The sequence below is a fragment of the Flavobacterium sp. GSP6 genome, assembly GCF_003984855.1.
GTDB lineage: Bacteria > Bacteroidota > Bacteroidia > Flavobacteriales > Flavobacteriaceae > Flavobacterium.
The window spans coordinates 69,137-84,443 of sequence record NZ_RYDO01000011.1 but is presented as its reverse complement, the minus strand read 5'-3'; the positions used below and the strand labels follow the sequence as shown (position 1 = coordinate 84,443).

Annotated in this window: 14 protein-coding genes; 7 read left to right on the top strand and 7 right to left on the bottom strand. The window is 36.3% G+C overall.

Features of this window, described 5'->3' with window-relative positions:
* Positions 1-11 precede the first annotated feature (11 nt).
* From EKM03_RS11785 to EKM03_RS11775, 3 genes are read right to left on the bottom strand one after another with little or no spacing between them, the layout of a single operon-like run.
* A complete protein-coding gene (locus EKM03_RS11785) occupies positions 12-1,079 on the bottom strand; it encodes an efflux RND transporter periplasmic adaptor subunit (protein WP_126457547.1) in 1,068 nt (355 codons plus the stop codon).
* A gap of 5 nt (positions 1,080-1,084) precedes the next feature.
* On the bottom strand, positions 1,085-2,449 hold the full coding sequence (locus EKM03_RS11780) for a TolC family protein (RefSeq protein WP_126740465.1): 1,365 nt from the start codon (positions 2,447-2,449) through the stop codon (positions 1,085-1,087).
* Positions 2,446-3,045 carry a TetR/AcrR family transcriptional regulator gene (locus tag EKM03_RS11775; RefSeq protein ID WP_126740464.1) on the bottom strand — a complete coding sequence of 200 codons (600 nt, stop codon included), beginning with the start codon at positions 3,043-3,045 and terminating at the stop codon, positions 2,446-2,448. The genes EKM03_RS11780 and EKM03_RS11775 overlap by 4 nt, the downstream gene beginning before the upstream one ends.
* A gap of 201 nt (positions 3,046-3,246) precedes the next feature.
* Between EKM03_RS11775 and EKM03_RS11770 the strand changes: the two genes are divergently transcribed.
* Together EKM03_RS11770 and EKM03_RS11765 are read left to right on the top strand one after the other, a co-directional pair.
* On the top strand, positions 3,247-4,221 hold the full coding sequence (locus EKM03_RS11770) for a polyprenyl synthetase family protein (protein ID WP_126457544.1): 975 nt from the start codon (positions 3,247-3,249) through the stop codon (positions 4,219-4,221).
* Between the two features lie 114 nt (positions 4,222-4,335).
* Entirely contained in the window at positions 4,336-4,686 is a 351-nt protein-coding gene (locus EKM03_RS11765) for a hypothetical protein (protein ID WP_126457543.1), read from the top strand.
* Here the strand turns inward: EKM03_RS11765 and EKM03_RS11760 are convergent, their stop codons facing one another.
* Together EKM03_RS11760 and EKM03_RS11755 are read right to left on the bottom strand one after the other, a co-directional pair.
* Positions 4,687-6,018, bottom strand: a complete 1,332-nt coding sequence (locus EKM03_RS11760) for an alkaline phosphatase (protein ID WP_126576749.1) — start codon at positions 6,016-6,018, stop codon at positions 4,687-4,689.
* Positions 6,019-6,027: 9 nt separating this feature from the next.
* Positions 6,028-6,570: a hypothetical protein gene (locus EKM03_RS11755; RefSeq protein WP_126457541.1), complete on the bottom strand. Its 543-nt coding sequence runs from the start codon at positions 6,568-6,570 to the stop codon at positions 6,028-6,030.
* 120 nt (positions 6,571-6,690) lie between these two features.
* Here EKM03_RS11755 and EKM03_RS11750 point away from each other — a divergent pair, with 120 nt between their 5' ends.
* Positions 6,691-9,465, top strand: a complete 2,775-nt coding sequence (locus EKM03_RS11750) for a 2-oxoglutarate dehydrogenase E1 component (protein ID WP_126740463.1) — start codon at positions 6,691-6,693, stop codon at positions 9,463-9,465.
* Between the two features lie 159 nt (positions 9,466-9,624).
* Positions 9,625-10,851 carry a 2-oxoglutarate dehydrogenase complex dihydrolipoyllysine-residue succinyltransferase gene (gene odhB / locus EKM03_RS11745; RefSeq protein ID WP_126740462.1) on the top strand — a complete coding sequence of 409 codons (1,227 nt, stop codon included), beginning with the start codon at positions 9,625-9,627 and terminating at the stop codon, positions 10,849-10,851.
* 55 nt (positions 10,852-10,906) lie between these two features.
* Here the strand turns inward: odhB and EKM03_RS11740 are convergent, their stop codons facing one another.
* Together EKM03_RS11740 and EKM03_RS11735 are read right to left on the bottom strand one after the other, a co-directional pair.
* Positions 10,907-11,662, bottom strand: a complete 756-nt coding sequence (locus EKM03_RS11740) for a hypothetical protein (RefSeq protein WP_233584085.1) — start codon at positions 11,660-11,662, stop codon at positions 10,907-10,909.
* A 28-nt stretch (positions 11,663-11,690) separates the two neighbouring features.
* Complete coding sequence (locus EKM03_RS11735) at positions 11,691-12,128, bottom strand: retropepsin-like aspartic protease (protein WP_126457538.1); 438 nt, start codon at positions 12,126-12,128, stop codon at positions 11,691-11,693.
* A 155-nt stretch (positions 12,129-12,283) separates the two neighbouring features.
* On the opposite strand from EKM03_RS11735, the gene EKM03_RS11730 reads away from it, so the two are divergent.
* From EKM03_RS11730 to EKM03_RS11720, 3 genes are all read left to right on the top strand, one after another.
* Entirely contained in the window at positions 12,284-13,063 is a 780-nt protein-coding gene (locus tag EKM03_RS11730) for a TatD family hydrolase (RefSeq protein ID WP_126740461.1), read from the top strand.
* Between the two features lie 67 nt (positions 13,064-13,130).
* The gene (locus EKM03_RS11725; protein ID WP_126457536.1) at positions 13,131-14,267 is read left to right on the top strand and encodes a 1-acyl-sn-glycerol-3-phosphate acyltransferase; all 1,137 of its coding nucleotides are present in this window, start codon (positions 13,131-13,133) and stop codon (positions 14,265-14,267) included.
* Positions 14,257-15,285, top strand: coding sequence for an asparaginase (locus EKM03_RS11720; protein WP_126553903.1), 1,029 nt, complete (start codon positions 14,257-14,259; stop codon positions 15,283-15,285). Before EKM03_RS11725 ends, EKM03_RS11720 begins: the two co-directional genes overlap by 11 nt.
* Positions 15,286-15,307: the final 22 nt, after the last annotated feature.

Below are 15,307 nucleotides of genomic sequence, written 5' to 3'. Positions count from 1 at the left end.
ACAACTTTCGACTATTTAATGACATCCACTTTAGATCCGTCCTGAAGGTTGATTTGACCTGTGACAATTACAGTTTCGCCATTTGAGAGTCCGTTTAGAATTTCTACTTTGTCCCCAAGAATTCTTCCAGCTGTAACTGTTTTCAATTTGGCAGTTCCGCTTTCAATTACAAAAACCTGATTGCTGCTTACACCTCCTACAAAAGCATCTCTAGGAACAATCATCAACGATTGTTTTTGTTGTTTCGATGCAAATTCAGCGGTTCCGTACATACCCGCTTTTAAACCGTTGGAAGCGTTGTTTGTAATTTCAATCTCGATGGGGAAATTTAAAATTTCGTCCGCTTTTGAGGCGATAAAAGTGATTTTCCCTGAGAAAATTTGGTCTGGATAAACGCTTGCTACAACTTTTGTGACGGTACCTACTTTTAAACTGGCCACTTGGCTTTCGTTAACGTTAACTTTTAGTTTTAGTTTGGAAACATTTACAATATCAAACAATTCCGTAGCAGGTGTAGCAGAAATGATTGATCCAACCTCGATGTATTTCTTATTGATAAACCCACTAATTGGCGCTTTGATTCTTGTATCTCCAACATTGATATTTGCTTGTGTTAACTGGAATTTAGCATTTACCATTGCTAGTTTTACCTGATCTACTTGTTGTTTAGTTACGCCGCCTGTTTTGTATGCATTTTCAAATCGGGTGTAATCAGCCACCGCATTTTGATACACCGCATTAGCGTTTTGCGCATTTACGTTTATAACATCGCTTCGTACAATGGCAAGTGTTTGTCCTACTGAAACATAATCGCCTTCTTTTACAAGTATCTTTGTTATTTTACCTGATTTTTCAGCAGAAAATTTTAATTCTTGTATGGGTTCAAAATTTCCATTGGATGAGAAATCTAATGAAACAGCTTCGGTTTTTACGGTTTCAACTCTAACAGAAACGGAGGCGTTTTTCTCCGCAACAATAGTTGTTTTGGCTTCGTTTTCTTTTTTATTATTGGTTAACACGTAGGCAATTAGTCCTAAGGATGCTACAATTACTACTACTGTTATTATTATTTTTTTCATTTTGATTATTTATTGGTTAGTGTTTTTAATTCCCCTTTGGATTTGACTAATTGTATTTCTGCCAGTTTGTACTCTAATATAGCTGATGTGTAGTTGTTTTGAGCTTCGGTCAATGAGTTTTCAGCATCCAGTAAATCAGTCAGTGTGGTTAATCCTTGTATATAGTTGTTTCGGGTGTTATTTAAAACCTCTTTGGCTAATTGGGCATTTTCTTTCTGATTGTTGATTGTGGTTAAGCTGTTGTCAATTTGCGTTTTTGCATTGGCAAAAGCCAGGTCAAGTGACAACTTGGTATCAACCAACTCTTCGTGGATAGTTCGTAGGTCAACATCGGCTTGTCTCACTTTTGCACGAGTGCCAAATCCAGTAAATATCGGTACTTTCAAATTCAAGCCAATCGAAGAGAAATCAGACCAGTACACTCCTTTAGAAGGTTTTCCGCCCAAAGGCATTACAGGACCCTGACCAATATAATTGTACCCGGCATTCAGTGATAATGTTGGGTAATAAGCAGCTTCAATAGCCTTTTTTTGATAAAATAATAGTTGTTCTTGTTTTTTCAAAAGCAAGTATTCCGTTCTGTTTGCCGTATTTGGAATTTCAGACAATGCTTGTGGCCCTACTTCAAAGGCAGTTTGTGGAATCTCGATTTGGGTTTCTATGGGCATTCCCATATAAAATTTCAAGGTATTTTCTTGTATTTGTACGGCATTCAGTACCTGTTGACGTTGTGTATTAATGTTTGAAATTTTTACTATAATTCGATCCAAATCAATTTTCTTGGCTAGACCATTGTCATATTGTCCTTTGATGATGTTTCTTACTTTGGTGGTATTTCTTAAAGTGCTGTCAATCACCGTTAGTTTTTGTCGCTGCACATAGACTTGGTAATAATTATTGGCCACACGCTCAATTACTTGCTCTTCTGTTAGTTGATTGTTGATCTGGTAAAATTCTCTGGTAGATTTTGCTGCTTTTAGGCCGGTAAAAACGGTTTGGTCGAAGATAGCCTGTGTCAGAGAAACTCCGGCAGTTGAAATCCATGGTTGGCCAAAAGCGGCTTGGATGGTAGTTCCCGGAGCGCCAAATCCTGCTCCGTCAATAACAGTTGTTTGTATTACAGGATTGTACGTCAAATTGCCATTAGCTGAAATTTGAGGCAATGCTCTGGAGCGTATTTCCTGAATTTGGTACTCACTGTTCTCTACTTGTAATTTTGCTTTTTTGGCATCTGCTTTGTTTTCTAAAGCATAGTTGATGGCTTCCTTTAGCGTAAGTGTTTGTACGGGACTTGTATTTGCGTTGCCAATTTTTTGTGATTGAGCCGAAATCCCATAGGTTAGGACGGCTAGTAAAATTATAGTTTTCATTTTGTAATATAGTTAAGTAAATGTTTTTCAAGTTCAATTATCCCGCTGGGTGTTGCCATAGCTCTGGTATGGTATTCTAAAATCTCAAGTTCTATCTTTTGCGCTTCTTTTTCGGAACTGGTACAGCCCTTTATACTGAAAATTAAATAATAATAAAATCGCGTGTAACTTTCAATATTTATATTGTCGCGGTAAAAACCTTGTTCGATTCCTTTTTTTATGTTTTGTTCAAAAGTGGTGTTGCATTCATTGATTTCTCTTGTCATCACTTTCTCATAAATTTCAGGATAATGTTTTTTTAATTGGTAAATGGGGGAGTCGTCTGAGGATTGAAACATTTCTTTAAACATTTTTCGTATTTCAAAATTTTCTGCGATAGCATTATAATTCTGGGCAATAATACGGTCAATAATTTGATGGATTTGTTTGTGAATTGCAGTGGTGCTTTCCTCAATAAGTAATTCTTTATTGCAGAAATATTTATAAATCGTTTTTTTAGAAATACACATTTCTCCTGCAATATCATCCATGGTGATGCTCTTAAAACCTAGTTTTAAAAACATCTCACTTGCTTTAGTTATAATTTTTTCTTTCATTTTTAAGGCTGAAATGGTTTCAGTATTTTTTAATTAAATTCAAATTTGTTGATTTGAACGATTAATTTCGAGTGCGAATATAAGACGGAAACTTTAAACACCAAAATAGTTTCCGATGTATTTTGGTTTATTTAACATTTGAAGGTAAAACGATGTTTGTAATACAATTTGAATAGAGTAAATTAGCCAAAAATTTATTTTATGCATTCCATTTATCAATATCAGGGGTTTCTTTCGGAGTATTTGCAGGCACAATATGAAACCAAAGAACCAAGAAATTTGTACGAGCCCATCCGGTATATTTTAGACCTTGGCGGAAAAAGAATTCGTCCGGTACTGACCTTAATGAGTGCCGAAATTTTTGATGCGCCGTATCAAAAAGCATTGCCTGCCGCATTAGCCGTTGAAGTTTTTCATAACTTTTCGTTGGTTCACGATGATATTATGGATGATGCGCCACTACGAAGAGGAAAAGCAACGGTTCATGAGAAATGGAATATAAACACCGGAATTTTATCTGGGGATGCGATGCTGATTTTAGCCTATCAATATTTTGAACAATATGAGCCCGTTATTTTTCGGGATTTGGCCAAGTTGTTCAGCAAAACAGCGCTTGAAGTTTGCGAAGGGCAGCAATGGGATGTCGATTTTGAAGAACGCAATGATGTTACCATTCCAGAATACCTGATGATGATTCAATACAAAACGGCTGTTTTGGTAGCAGCAGCCATGAAAATGGGAGCGATTATTGCAGAAACTACCGAGGAAAACGCAAATCTGGTGTATGATTTCGGCCTCAATTTAGGCTTGGCTTTTCAATTACAGGATGATTTCTTGGATGCTTTTGGGGATCCAGAAACCTTTGGAAAACAAGTAGGCGGTGATATTATAGAAAATAAAAAAACGTATTTGTATCTAAAAGCAGTAGCTTTTTCAAAAGAAGAGGAAGCTAAAGAATTGCGGTATTTGTTTTCTGTTCAGCCGGAAAATAGTACGGATAAAATAGAGACGGTGAAAGCACTTTTTAATAGTTCTGGTGCGGCTACGGCAACACAGGAAGCAATACAAGATTTTACTTTTAAGGCGTTTCAGACCTTGGATAAAATGAATATTAGCGCCGATAAAAAAGCAATGTTGAAATCTTTTGGGGAGAATTTAATGGGCAGAAAAGTGTAATTCAATTTCAACATTGACTTTGAAAGTTTATATTTAAAATTTAACAAGAAGTATAGTGTATAATAATAACAATATTGAAAATTGACATTCATATTGCCATTGATATTTAAAGATATGTTTATAGTTCCAAAAAATACCGATTTACTACTTGCTGAAGCCGCGGGTGAAAACTTATATTTGAAATTAATCGAACAAATGAATAAGGATTTCAATCTCGCTAACGAAGCAATTGATTTTCCGTTGGGTATTTCTCCCAGTGAATTGAAGTTGCAGCTTCACGAAAAAATATATCGACTTATTCAATACAAATTTGCTGAATACCTCAATTTATTATACATAATTGATGTTTCCGAAGAAGAAATAAAAAAACTAGACGGATCTGATTTAGTAGTTCTGGCAGAACAAGTCGCTTTTTTGATCCTAAAAAGAGAATGGCAAAAAGTGTGGTTCCGGAATAAGTATTAGTTATTGTAAGTCTTTTTTTAAGATTGTTTTATTCCATAATTCAGTTCCCGCAGTATCAAAAACAGTTAGTTTTATTTGGCGGTTTTCCTTTGAACCCAAGAATGAAATCATACCAAAATTATGTTGCGTAATTAAACTGCCTTTGGATCTGTAAATATTGTTTTCCTTTAATGCCCCTTCAGCGGCAACACCGGAAGTTAGCGGTGAAACGGTCCAGTCAAATAAAGAGTAGGCATTCTCGCGGGGAACTTCGGAAAATTCAGTAAAATGCCTATCACCGCTTAGGAATAAAACGCCCTTAATTTTATTATCAAGAATTTCTTTTAGCAATTTTTCTTTCTCTTTGGGGTAGTTGCTGTAGTTTTCCTTTTCCGCTACGGAATTTAATACTTGTACGCCCATTACAATTATTTTAAAACTGGCTTTAGAGGAACTTAGTGCGTTAATCAGCCATTCTAATTGGGTATTTCCTAAAACCGTTCTTTCGCCCGTAATTCTGTTATTTGGGGTCTTGAAAAACCGATCGTCCAATAAAAAAAACTGTGCATCACTCCAGCTAAAGGTAGAATAAATACCCTCGTTTTGTTCAGCATTCATACCGTAGCTTTTATTTGCCCAGAAATCTTTAAACGCTTTTTGAGTTAGAAATTTGTTATAAAAACTGCCATCGCTATCATCCGGACCAAAATCATGGTCATCCCAAATGGCAAAATTTTGAGTTTTTGCCAGCAAAGGCTGAATTTCTTTTACCGACCTTGAATGCGTATACCGATGATAAATCCCGGTTTTACTATCCCAGTCCGCTTCTCTGAGATAAATATTGTCACCACTCCATATCATGATTTCTGGATTTTTTTTGGCAATACTTTCAAAAATGCCATACTCACTTCCGTAGGCTTTTCCTGGTCTGTCCAGCGGAGTTTCATTAAAATAGGAACAACTTCCAATGGCTACTGTGAAATCAGGAGCATCTTCGCGCCATTCCCAAAGTTTCTTTGATGAAAAAGAAGTCTCGTAGGGCAAGATGATTTTTTTGTCATTTATGAAAACAGCATACGTATATTTTTTTCCGGGTTCTAATTGATCTAAAATAATATGATGCGTGAAGCCAACTTCTTTTGAAGATGAATACACGTCGGAGTAGAATATATTAGTAGGATTGTCAAGGGCAAAATAAGCTATTTTCACCGAAGCTTTTTTGTTGGTTTGCAACCAAATCATCGCTTCGGTCATTTCGCAATACCCCACCATGGGCCCAGATTGTAAAATATTGTTTTGAGCAAAACTGTAACTTATAAATAAAATACAGCATAATTGAAAAGTTTTTTTCATCGCAGATAATTAAAAATACACTCTAATAAAAGGCATAAAGGCACTGCCGTAAATGTTGTTTTTGTCAGTCAAAACATTATATCGCCCACCAATAGTGGCGTTTCCAGATCTGTAACCAAGGCCGATGAATAAACCGGTATTCCAGTAGTTTTGAGAATTGCTATTGGATCCATCCAGATTTACATTGACTCTTAATTGTTCCAGTTCCGTCGAAAGTTGGATTTCGGGGATTGGATTAAATAATCCTATAACACTACCGCCATACAAATGAGAAGCAAAAAAATCGCGTTGCTTCAAATATTTATACTGCACTCCCAGTCCCAAAGCCACATATTCATTAAAATTATAAATGGCACTTGGCGCTAACGAAATGTCCGTGTAGCCGGAACCAAAGCCTAAACCCAGTCCACCTCCAAATTGTACATTTCTCCAAAACTGGTTTGGCATAGTGGTATACATTGTATTTTGTTGTGCAAACAGAGCACTTGCAAAAAACAAGGCAATAAGTACTAAAAACGATTTGGTAACCTCGAAAAAGCGCTTTTTTGCCATAAGTTTCTAGATTTTTAACAATTTAAGATGTAAAAGTATCTTAAAATAAATTATAAATTTATTGTATTATTGTACTTTTGCCAAACTATTTTAATCAAAAAGGTATATTCACTAAATATTATGGATAGGTTTTCATTTTTAAACGCAGCACATACAGAATTTTTCGCTCAATTATACGATCAATATATAGAAAATCCAGACAGCGTTGAGCCTAGTTGGAGAAGTTTCTTTCAAGGTTTTGACTTTGGGATGAGTTCTTACGGCGAGGATCATAAAGTCGAGCAAATTGCAAATTTTGCGGCTAATAATACAGATATTAGCTTGGTTTCTGACAAGCTTCAAAAGGAGTTCAATGTATTAAAATTAATAGATGGATACCGCTCTCGCGGTCATTTGTTTACTAAGACAAATCCGGTTCGAGAAAGACGAGTATCATCACCAACTCTAGAAATCACAAATTTTGGACTTTCATCAGCAGACTTAAATACTGTTTTTGATGCAGCCAAGGTTATGGAAATACAGCCTTGTACGCTTCAGGAAATCATAACGCATCTTGATACAATATACTGCCAGCACATCGGGGTGGAATATATGTATATCCGTAAACCGGAAGTAGTGGAGTGGATTCAGAAAAAATTAGGCTACAATGACAATCAGCCTAAATTTTCATTGGATGAAAAAAAATCCATTCTTAATAAATTAAACCAAGCCGTTTCTTTTGAGAATTTTTTGCACACTAAATATGTAGGTCAAAAACGCTTTTCTCTAGAAGGTGGGGAATCAATTATTCCTGCATTAGATGCTTTAATCGAGAAAGCAGCTGAAAAAGGAGTTGAGCAATTTGTTATGGGAATGGCACATCGTGGTCGTTTGAATGTGTTGGCAAATATTTTTGGCAAATCGACCCAAGACATCTTTGGAGAGTTTGACGGCAAAGATTACGATCAAGAATATTTTGACGGCGATGTAAAATACCATTTAGGACTTACAGCGGATAAAGTGACCAGTACCGGTAAAAAAATTAATATCAATTTAGCTCCTAATCCGTCGCACCTTGAAACAGTAGGTGCAGTAATCGAAGGAATCACAAGAGCCAAACAAGATAAATATTTTCCTAACGATTTCTCAAAAGTATTGCCAATCGCCGTTCACGGAGATGCTGCAATTGCGGGTCAGGGAATTTTGTATGAAATTGTGCAAATGGCACAATTGGATGGTTATAAAACGGGAGGAACTATACATATTGTTATCAATAATCAAGTAGGTTTTACCACCAATTATCTGGATGCTCGTTCCTCTACCTATTGTACTGATGTTGCTAAAGTTACCCTTTCGCCCGTTTTGCATGTCAATGCAGATGATGCTGAAGCAGTAGTTCACGCGATGTCCTTTGCATTGGACTTCAGAATGGAATTTGGTAGGGATGTGTTTATTGATTTATTGGGATATAGAAAATATGGACATAATGAAGGCGATGAGCCTCGTTTTACCCAACCCGTATTGTACAAAATCATTGCAAAGCATAAAAATCCAAGAGACATCTACATGGAGAAATTGCTTGCCGAAGGAGTTGTTGACAGTACTTTTGTAAAAGGATTAGAAAAAGAATACAAATCAAATCTAGAGGTGAATTTAGAAGCCTCCCGTAAAAAAGATTTGACTATTATAACGCCATTCATGAAAAACGAATGGAAAGGTTTTGAACAGGTTTCGGATGTTGAAATGCTCAAAAAAGTAGACACTACTTTTCCAGTAGCCGGACTTACTGAGGTTGCAAACGTAATTTGTAACTTACCTGCAGACAAAAAATTTATCAGCAAAATAGAAAAACTGGTCAAGGATAGAAAAACAATGTTTTTTGAAACCAACAAGCTGGATTGGGCCATGGCAGAGCACTTAGCCTATGGTTCACTTTTAAAAGAAGGATATGATGTTCGTATTTCGGGACAAGATGTAGAGCGAGGCACGTTCTCTCACCGTCATGCCGTTGTAAAAGTAGAGGATTCAGAAGAAGAAGTGACTTTGTTGAGTACTTTAGAGGGCGCAACAGGGAAATTCAATATATTCAATTCGCTGTTGTCTGAATATGCTGTTTTAGGGTTTGATTATGGGTATGCTTTAGCCAACCCAAATACATTAACCATCTGGGAAGCACAGTTTGGGGATTTTAGTAACGGTGCCCAAATTATAATTGATCAGTATATTTCTTGTGGCGAAGATAAATGGAACAATCAAAACGGAATTGTTTTATTGTTGCCGCACGGATACGAAGGACAAGGAGCGGAGCATTCATCAGCCAGAATGGAGCGATACTTACAACTTTGTGCCAGACACAATATGTATGTGGCAGATTGTACTACACCAGCCAACTTCTTTCACTTATTGAGAAGACAAATGAAAACAACGTTTCGTAAACCACTTGTTGTGTTTACGCCTAAAAGTTTGTTGCGGGATACAAGGGTAGTATCTACCGTTGAAGAATTTGCAACAGGGAGTTTTCAAGAAACATTTGATGATGAAACAGTGAATAAAGCGCATGTGAAAACGCTGGTTTTCTGTACCGGAAAATTCTATTATGACATTACTGCCGAAAGAAAAATTCTGGACAGAAATGATGTGGCTGTAGTTAGAATCGAGCAATTGTTCCCATTACCGGTAGAACAATTAAAAGCCATTATCGCTAAATACCCTAATGCAGATGATTATGTTTGGGCACAAGAAGAACCAAAAAACATGGGAGCTTACAGCTTTATGCTAATGAATTTTGATTTAGTAAAATGGAGATTGGCTTCACTAAAAGCGTATGCGGCACCGGCCTCAGGAAGTTATACAAGAGCAAAACGCCGTCAGGCTGATGCCTTGCGAATGGTTTTTGATAAAAATTTATACCGATAATAAGGAGCTATTTCCTGCTGTACGCTATATCTTTTCCTAGCTAAAGAAGCTAGAAAAAGGATGTCGCTGCCATCAGGGCTAAAAAACAATACATCTAACACACATAAGTTGTTCAAGAACAATTTAAAACTTAAAATTCATAATTTAAAATAATAGAACATGATTTTAGAAATGAAAGTCCCATCACCAGGGGAATCTATAAAGGAAGTTGAAATCGCAACTTGGTTGGTAAAAGACGGAGATTATGTAGAGAAAGACCAAGCCATTGCTGAGGTTGATTCTGATAAAGCAACATTAGAATTGCCAGCAGAAGCCAGCGGAATCATTACTTTGAAAGCGGAAGAAGGAGATGCAGTTGCAGTAGGAGCAGTAGTTTGTCACATTGATACGGACGGCGTAAAACCAGCAGGCGATGCGCCAGTTGCTGAAGCTACAAAAACAGTTGAAGCGCCAAAAGTGGAAACTAAAACAGAAGCACCAAAAGCCGCACCAGCAGCAGCAACTTACGCTTCAGGAACTCCATCTCCGGCAGCACGAAAAATATTAGACGAAAAAAATATAGCAACAATTTCAGTAACAGGAACTGGAAAAGACGGAAGAATCACTAAAGACGATGCCGTACATGCGGCGCCTTCAATGGGGACGCCTACCGGTGGATCTCGTGGATCCGAACGTTCAAAATTATCAATGTTGCGTCGTAAAGTGGCAGAACGATTAGTGGCTGCTAAAAACGAAACAGCCATGTTAACTACTTTTAATGAAGTAAACATGACGCCAATCAACTTGATTCGGAATGAATACAAAGACGCATTCAAAGCAAAACATGGCGGAATTGGTTTAGGGTACATGTCTTTTTTTACTAAAGCAGTGACCAGAGCATTAAAATTATTTCCAGATGTAAACTCAATGATGGATGGGGATCATAAGATCGCTTTCGATTTTTGCGACATTTCTATCGCAGTTTCAGGACCAAAAGGATTAATGGTTCCTGTAGTTCGTAATGCGGAGAACTTGACTTTCCGTGGAGTTGAAGCCGACATTAAAAGATTAGCCCTTAAAGCGCGTGACGGACAAATCACAGTGGATGATATGACTGGTGGAACGTTTACGATTACTAACGGTGGTGTTTTTGGAAGTATGTTGAGTACGCCAATTATCAATCCGCCACAGTCAGGAATTCTTGGAATGCACAACATTATCGAGCGCCCAATTGCCGTAAACGGAAAAGTAGAAATTCACCCAATGATGTATGTGGCGTTGTCTTATGACCATAGAATTATTGATGGTCGTGAGTCTGTTGGTTTCTTGGTGGCCGTAAAAGAAGCCTTAGAAAACCCAATGGAATTATTGTTAGAGAACAATCCTAAAAAAGCATTAGAATTGTAATTGAATTAATTCATAAAATAAAAAATCCGTTTAGTTCTAAAACTAAACGGATTTTTTATTTTTTTATTAAAATTCCTTTGAATTCCACAACATCAAAAAGTGCGTAATTTTGGCTTTTCGGAATGTGGTCGCCTATAAATTGTAAATTTTCGACACTGCAATAGATGTTAAATTTGGTGTTTTTACCATAATTAAGTCGGACACTTGCCATAATTGCATCATTGATTTTCCAACTTACATTGTATCGCCCATTAGAAGTAAGGGATAATTGTAGTGTAAGATTATACCATTGTCTTCTTTTGATTTTCCTTTGAACAGATTGGAACGGATTGCCCTGTGAGATCATGTATACGATAAGATCGTCTGGTTCTGCTGCTAATTGATTTCGAATGGCTTGTGATCCATAGCCAATCTCAAAATCAAGTTCGTGTGTGTCATTATTATATAAAAAAGCTCCAATGCTAGCCATGTCACCAACGCCCATTTCGGGGATATAAACATTCCAGCTATAGGTTCCAGCGGCAAAACTTGAAATCGTTTTTACTTTTGATCTTTCCCACGTATTTGGATTTGTGAAAATACGTAAATTCCCATTTTCAATCCAGTAATTTGGATTGCCAACTTGAGTAGCATCTTCCCATTCCGTTAAATTATCGAAGTCCCAAATTTTTGAATAGCTGGTTTTTAAAATACTGAGATTGTTGGAATCTGAATTAGTTATTGTTTCATCTTCGTTAGTTAAGTCGGCGGGAGAACAAGAAAATAAAAGTAGTCCCATAAATACCAATAATTTTTTGAAAATATTTTTCATGTTTCTTTAAGGTTTTAAGGTCGTTTTTCTATTGTAAATATAAGCAATAATTAAAATAGTCCACGATTCCTTTTCCTTTCATTAAAACATCGGCTCCTATGATTCCATGAACGGGTTTTGATTTGTGTTGTGTTAAAGCTTCGTTTATATGAGATAAATCGAAAATTACGACGTCAAAAGCACTGTCTTTCCAAGTGCCTAGTTGCAATTGATTTTTTGTAGCTATTTGTGTCAACATTCCGGAAGCTCCAGCTCCTGAAGCTTTAGTTTTTGATTTTTTAGCTTCCAATAGAAACAAATCAACACATTCAAATCCGATACAACTACTTGAAGCACCTGTATCTAAAATGAAATTTCCTTTGATACCGTTGATTTTGGCTTTAATCAAAAGGTGTTGGGTTTTAGTAATCTTAAATTTTACTTTTTTGTAGTTTTCTTTTTTAAGGATTTTGTGGAGGTTTTTCATCTAGGCAGAATTTGTTTTCGGAATTATAGTGTCCCTTTTACAAAGATACAAGTTGTTGTATGCAGTTTTGGAATCTTTTTTCTGTCGCAATCTTTGTTAAACCATTTTTTTGACTAGTTTAATTCTTGTAATTTTGTATTCTTAAAAGACGACACTTGGAAACAAAAGTAATAATTACCGATACCCATACTCATTTATATTCTGAGGAATTCAATCAAGACCGAGATGAAATGATGAAGCGCGCCATTGGAGCGGGTGTGTCGCGTTTTTTTATTCCGGCAATCGATTCGACGTGCACGGAATCCATGTATACTTTAGAAAAAAAGTATCCTGAAAACGTATTCTTGATGATGGGCTTGCATCCCACGTATGTGAAAGAGAATTATCTGAAAGAATTACAGCATGTGGAAAACGAACTGGCGAAAAGAAAATTCTACGCTGTTGGTGAAATTGGGATCGATTTGTATTGGGATAAAACCCATTTGCCTCAGCAACAAATTGCTTTCAAAAAGCAGATTCAATTGGCTAAAGAATATAAGTTACCTATTGTGATTCATTGTCGGGATGCATTTGATGAAATTTTCGAAATTCTGGAACAAGAAAAATCGGATGATTTATTTGGTATTTTTCATTGTTTTTCTGGAACGTATGAACAAGCTTTAAGGGCAATTTCGTATAATATGAAGCTTGGAATAGGCGGGGTTGTTACTTTCAAAAACGGAAAAATCGATCAATTTTTGAAACAGATCGATATAAAGCATCTTGTTTTAGAAACAGATTCCCCATATTTAGCCCCAATTCCTTTTCGTGGAAAAAGGAATGAAAGTAGTTATATAGTCAGCGTAGTCGATAAGTTAGCCCAGATTTATGGCCTTTCAACACATGAAATAGCAATGCGAACCACCGAGAATTCTAAAGCTATTTTTGGGATTTAAAGTAGAATTCACTTTATTTTGACTTTTTTTTTGTTCATTTGCCCACACAAATATAGAAAAATCAACAATGCAGAAATTTGACGCTATTCGGCCATTTTATGATTCCGAAATAAACGAAGCACTTCAAGATGTGATTAATCACCCAATGATGAAAGCATTGATGAACTTTACTTTTCCGGGTGCTGCTGACGAAGTTTGGAAAGAACAACTCAGGAAAACGCACTCCATTCGGGATTTTCAATGTAATTTTATATACCAATCGGTTCAAAGAATACTAGAAAAAAGTTCAGAAGGAATGACCACTTCCGGTTTTGAAAAGTTAAAGAAAAACACTTCTTATTTGTTTGTCTCAAATCATCGGGACATCCTTTTGGATACTACGTTATTAAACACAGCTTTATTTGAACATGGGTTAGTGATGACAGCCTCAGCGATTGGGGATAATTTAGTAAAAAAATCGTTTCTGAATACCTTGGCAAAACTGAACCGTAATTTTTTAGTACAACGGGGATTGACTCCAAGAGAAATGCTGCAGAGTTCAAAACTATTGTCGGAATATATAGGGAATTTATTGCTTCATGAAAACCGTTCTGTATGGATAGCACAGCGAGAAGGAAGAACGAAAGACGGCAAGGATGAGACCAATCCGGGTGTTTTGAAAATGGTGGGTATGGGTTCTGATGAAAAGAATTTAATGGATTATTTCAAGAAAATTAAAATTGTACCCGTATCTATTTCGTACGAGTATGATCCTACTGATGCTCTGAAAATGCCACAATTGATGGCTGAAGCCAATAATGAAGTGTATGTCAAGGAAAAGAATGAAGATTTCATGACGATTCTGAGTGGTGCTCTAGGGCAAAAGAAGAGAATACACATTCATGTTGGGAAAGTTTTAGATATTGAAATTGATGCCATTATTACAGAAAACGAGAACTCAAATAAGCAAATAGTAGCTTTGGCACAAGTAATTGATAATGCCATATTGAGTAATTACAAATTATGGCCAACGAATTTTATTGCTTTTGATATTGTAAATAAGACCGATAGATATTCCCATTTGTATACTGAAAATGAAAAATCATTGTTCGAGCGCAGACTGGAAATGCGAATTGATCATGACAATCCAGTGGCTCTTGAAAGTTTTTTGGCCATGTATGCAAATCCAGTTGTGAACAAATTAAAATACCACGATGTTGTATAAAGCCAAAATACTTTTAATATATACCGGAGGAACTATTGGTATGCGAAAAGATTTTGAAACAGGAGCCCTCAAGGCATTCAATTTTAGTAAATTGTTACAGCGAATTCCAGAATTGAAACAATTGGATTGTGAGATCGAAACCGTTTCTTTTGAAAATCCTATAGATTCCTCGAACATGAATCCTGAAAAATGGGCAAAAATGGCTATAATTATTGCAGATAATTATACTTCATTTGATGGATTTGTTGTGCTTCATGGATCCGATACTATGTCGTATTCTGCTTCAGCGCTGAGTTTTATGCTTGAGAATTTGTCAAAACCAGTTATTTTTACCGGTTCACAATTACCCATAGGGGATTTGCGTACCGATGCTAAAGAAAACCTGATTACAGCCATTCAAATAGCTTCTCTGCAAAATAATAATCATCCGGTTATCAGTGAAGTGTGTCTTTATTTTGAATACAAATTATACCGAGGCAATAGAACTACAAAGATTAATGCGGAACATTTTAAAGCATTTACGTCTCCAAATTATCCTGAATTGGTGGAGTCTGGGGTGCATTTAAAGTTGAATCCTGAATTGTTTTTGCCTAAAAAAGGAACGGAGGAATTCAAAGTGCATAAAAATTTAGACAATAATGTTGCCATTATAAAGATGTTTCCTGGAATCAGTGAAGCAGTTTTATCCGCTATTTTAAATATTCCGAATCTTAAAGGTGTTGTTTTAGAAACCTACGGAGCTGGGAATGCACCTACAGAGGATTGGTTTTTAAACCTCTTGAAAAAAGCGATTGCCGGCGGGTTACATATTGTTAACGTTACCCAATGTTCTGGCGGGAGTGTCAGTATGGGGCAATACGAAACCAGTACCGGACTGAAAGAAATTGGTGTGATTTCCGGAAAAGACATCACCACCGAGGCGGGAATCACAAAATTGATGTATTTATTGAGCAAAAAAATAGCCCCAAAAGACTTCAAAACTATTTTTGAAACTTCTTTACGAGGAGAAATGACATAATATTTAGATTTTACTTTTCTAA

Excerpts from the sequence above, each read along its gene's own strand:
- EKM03_RS11750 (WP_126740463.1), top strand. The coding sequence starts at position 6,691 with ATGGATAGGTTTTCATTTTTAAACGCAGCACATACAGAATTTTTCGCT.
- EKM03_RS11735 (WP_126457538.1), bottom strand. The coding sequence starts at position 12,128 with ATGAAAAACCTCCACAAAATCCTTAAAAAAGAAAACTACAAAAAAGTA.
- EKM03_RS11760 (WP_126576749.1), bottom strand. The coding sequence starts at position 6,018 with ATGAAAAAAACTTTTCAATTATGCTGTATTTTATTTATAAGTTACAGT.
- EKM03_RS11780 (WP_126740465.1), bottom strand. The coding sequence starts at position 2,449 with ATGAAAACTATAATTTTACTAGCCGTCCTAACCTATGGGATTTCGGCT.
- EKM03_RS11770 (WP_126457544.1), top strand. The coding sequence starts at position 3,247 with ATGCATTCCATTTATCAATATCAGGGGTTTCTTTCGGAGTATTTGCAG.
- EKM03_RS11720 (WP_126553903.1), top strand. The coding sequence starts at position 14,257 with ATGTTGTATAAAGCCAAAATACTTTTAATATATACCGGAGGAACTATT.
- EKM03_RS11785 (WP_126457547.1), bottom strand. The coding sequence starts at position 1,079 with ATGAAAAAAATAATAATAACAGTAGTAGTAATTGTAGCATCCTTAGGA.
- EKM03_RS11775 (WP_126740464.1), bottom strand. The coding sequence starts at position 3,045 with ATGAAAGAAAAAATTATAACTAAAGCAAGTGAGATGTTTTTAAAACTA.
- EKM03_RS11765 (WP_126457543.1), top strand. The coding sequence starts at position 4,336 with ATGTTTATAGTTCCAAAAAATACCGATTTACTACTTGCTGAAGCCGCG.
- EKM03_RS11725 (WP_126457536.1), top strand. The coding sequence starts at position 13,131 with ATGCAGAAATTTGACGCTATTCGGCCATTTTATGATTCCGAAATAAAC.
- EKM03_RS11740 (WP_233584085.1), bottom strand. The coding sequence starts at position 11,662 with ATGAAAAATATTTTCAAAAAATTATTGGTATTTATGGGACTACTTTTA.
- odhB (WP_126740462.1), top strand. The coding sequence starts at position 9,625 with ATGATTTTAGAAATGAAAGTCCCATCACCAGGGGAATCTATAAAGGAA.
- EKM03_RS11755 (WP_126457541.1), bottom strand. The coding sequence starts at position 6,570 with ATGGCAAAAAAGCGCTTTTTCGAGGTTACCAAATCGTTTTTAGTACTT.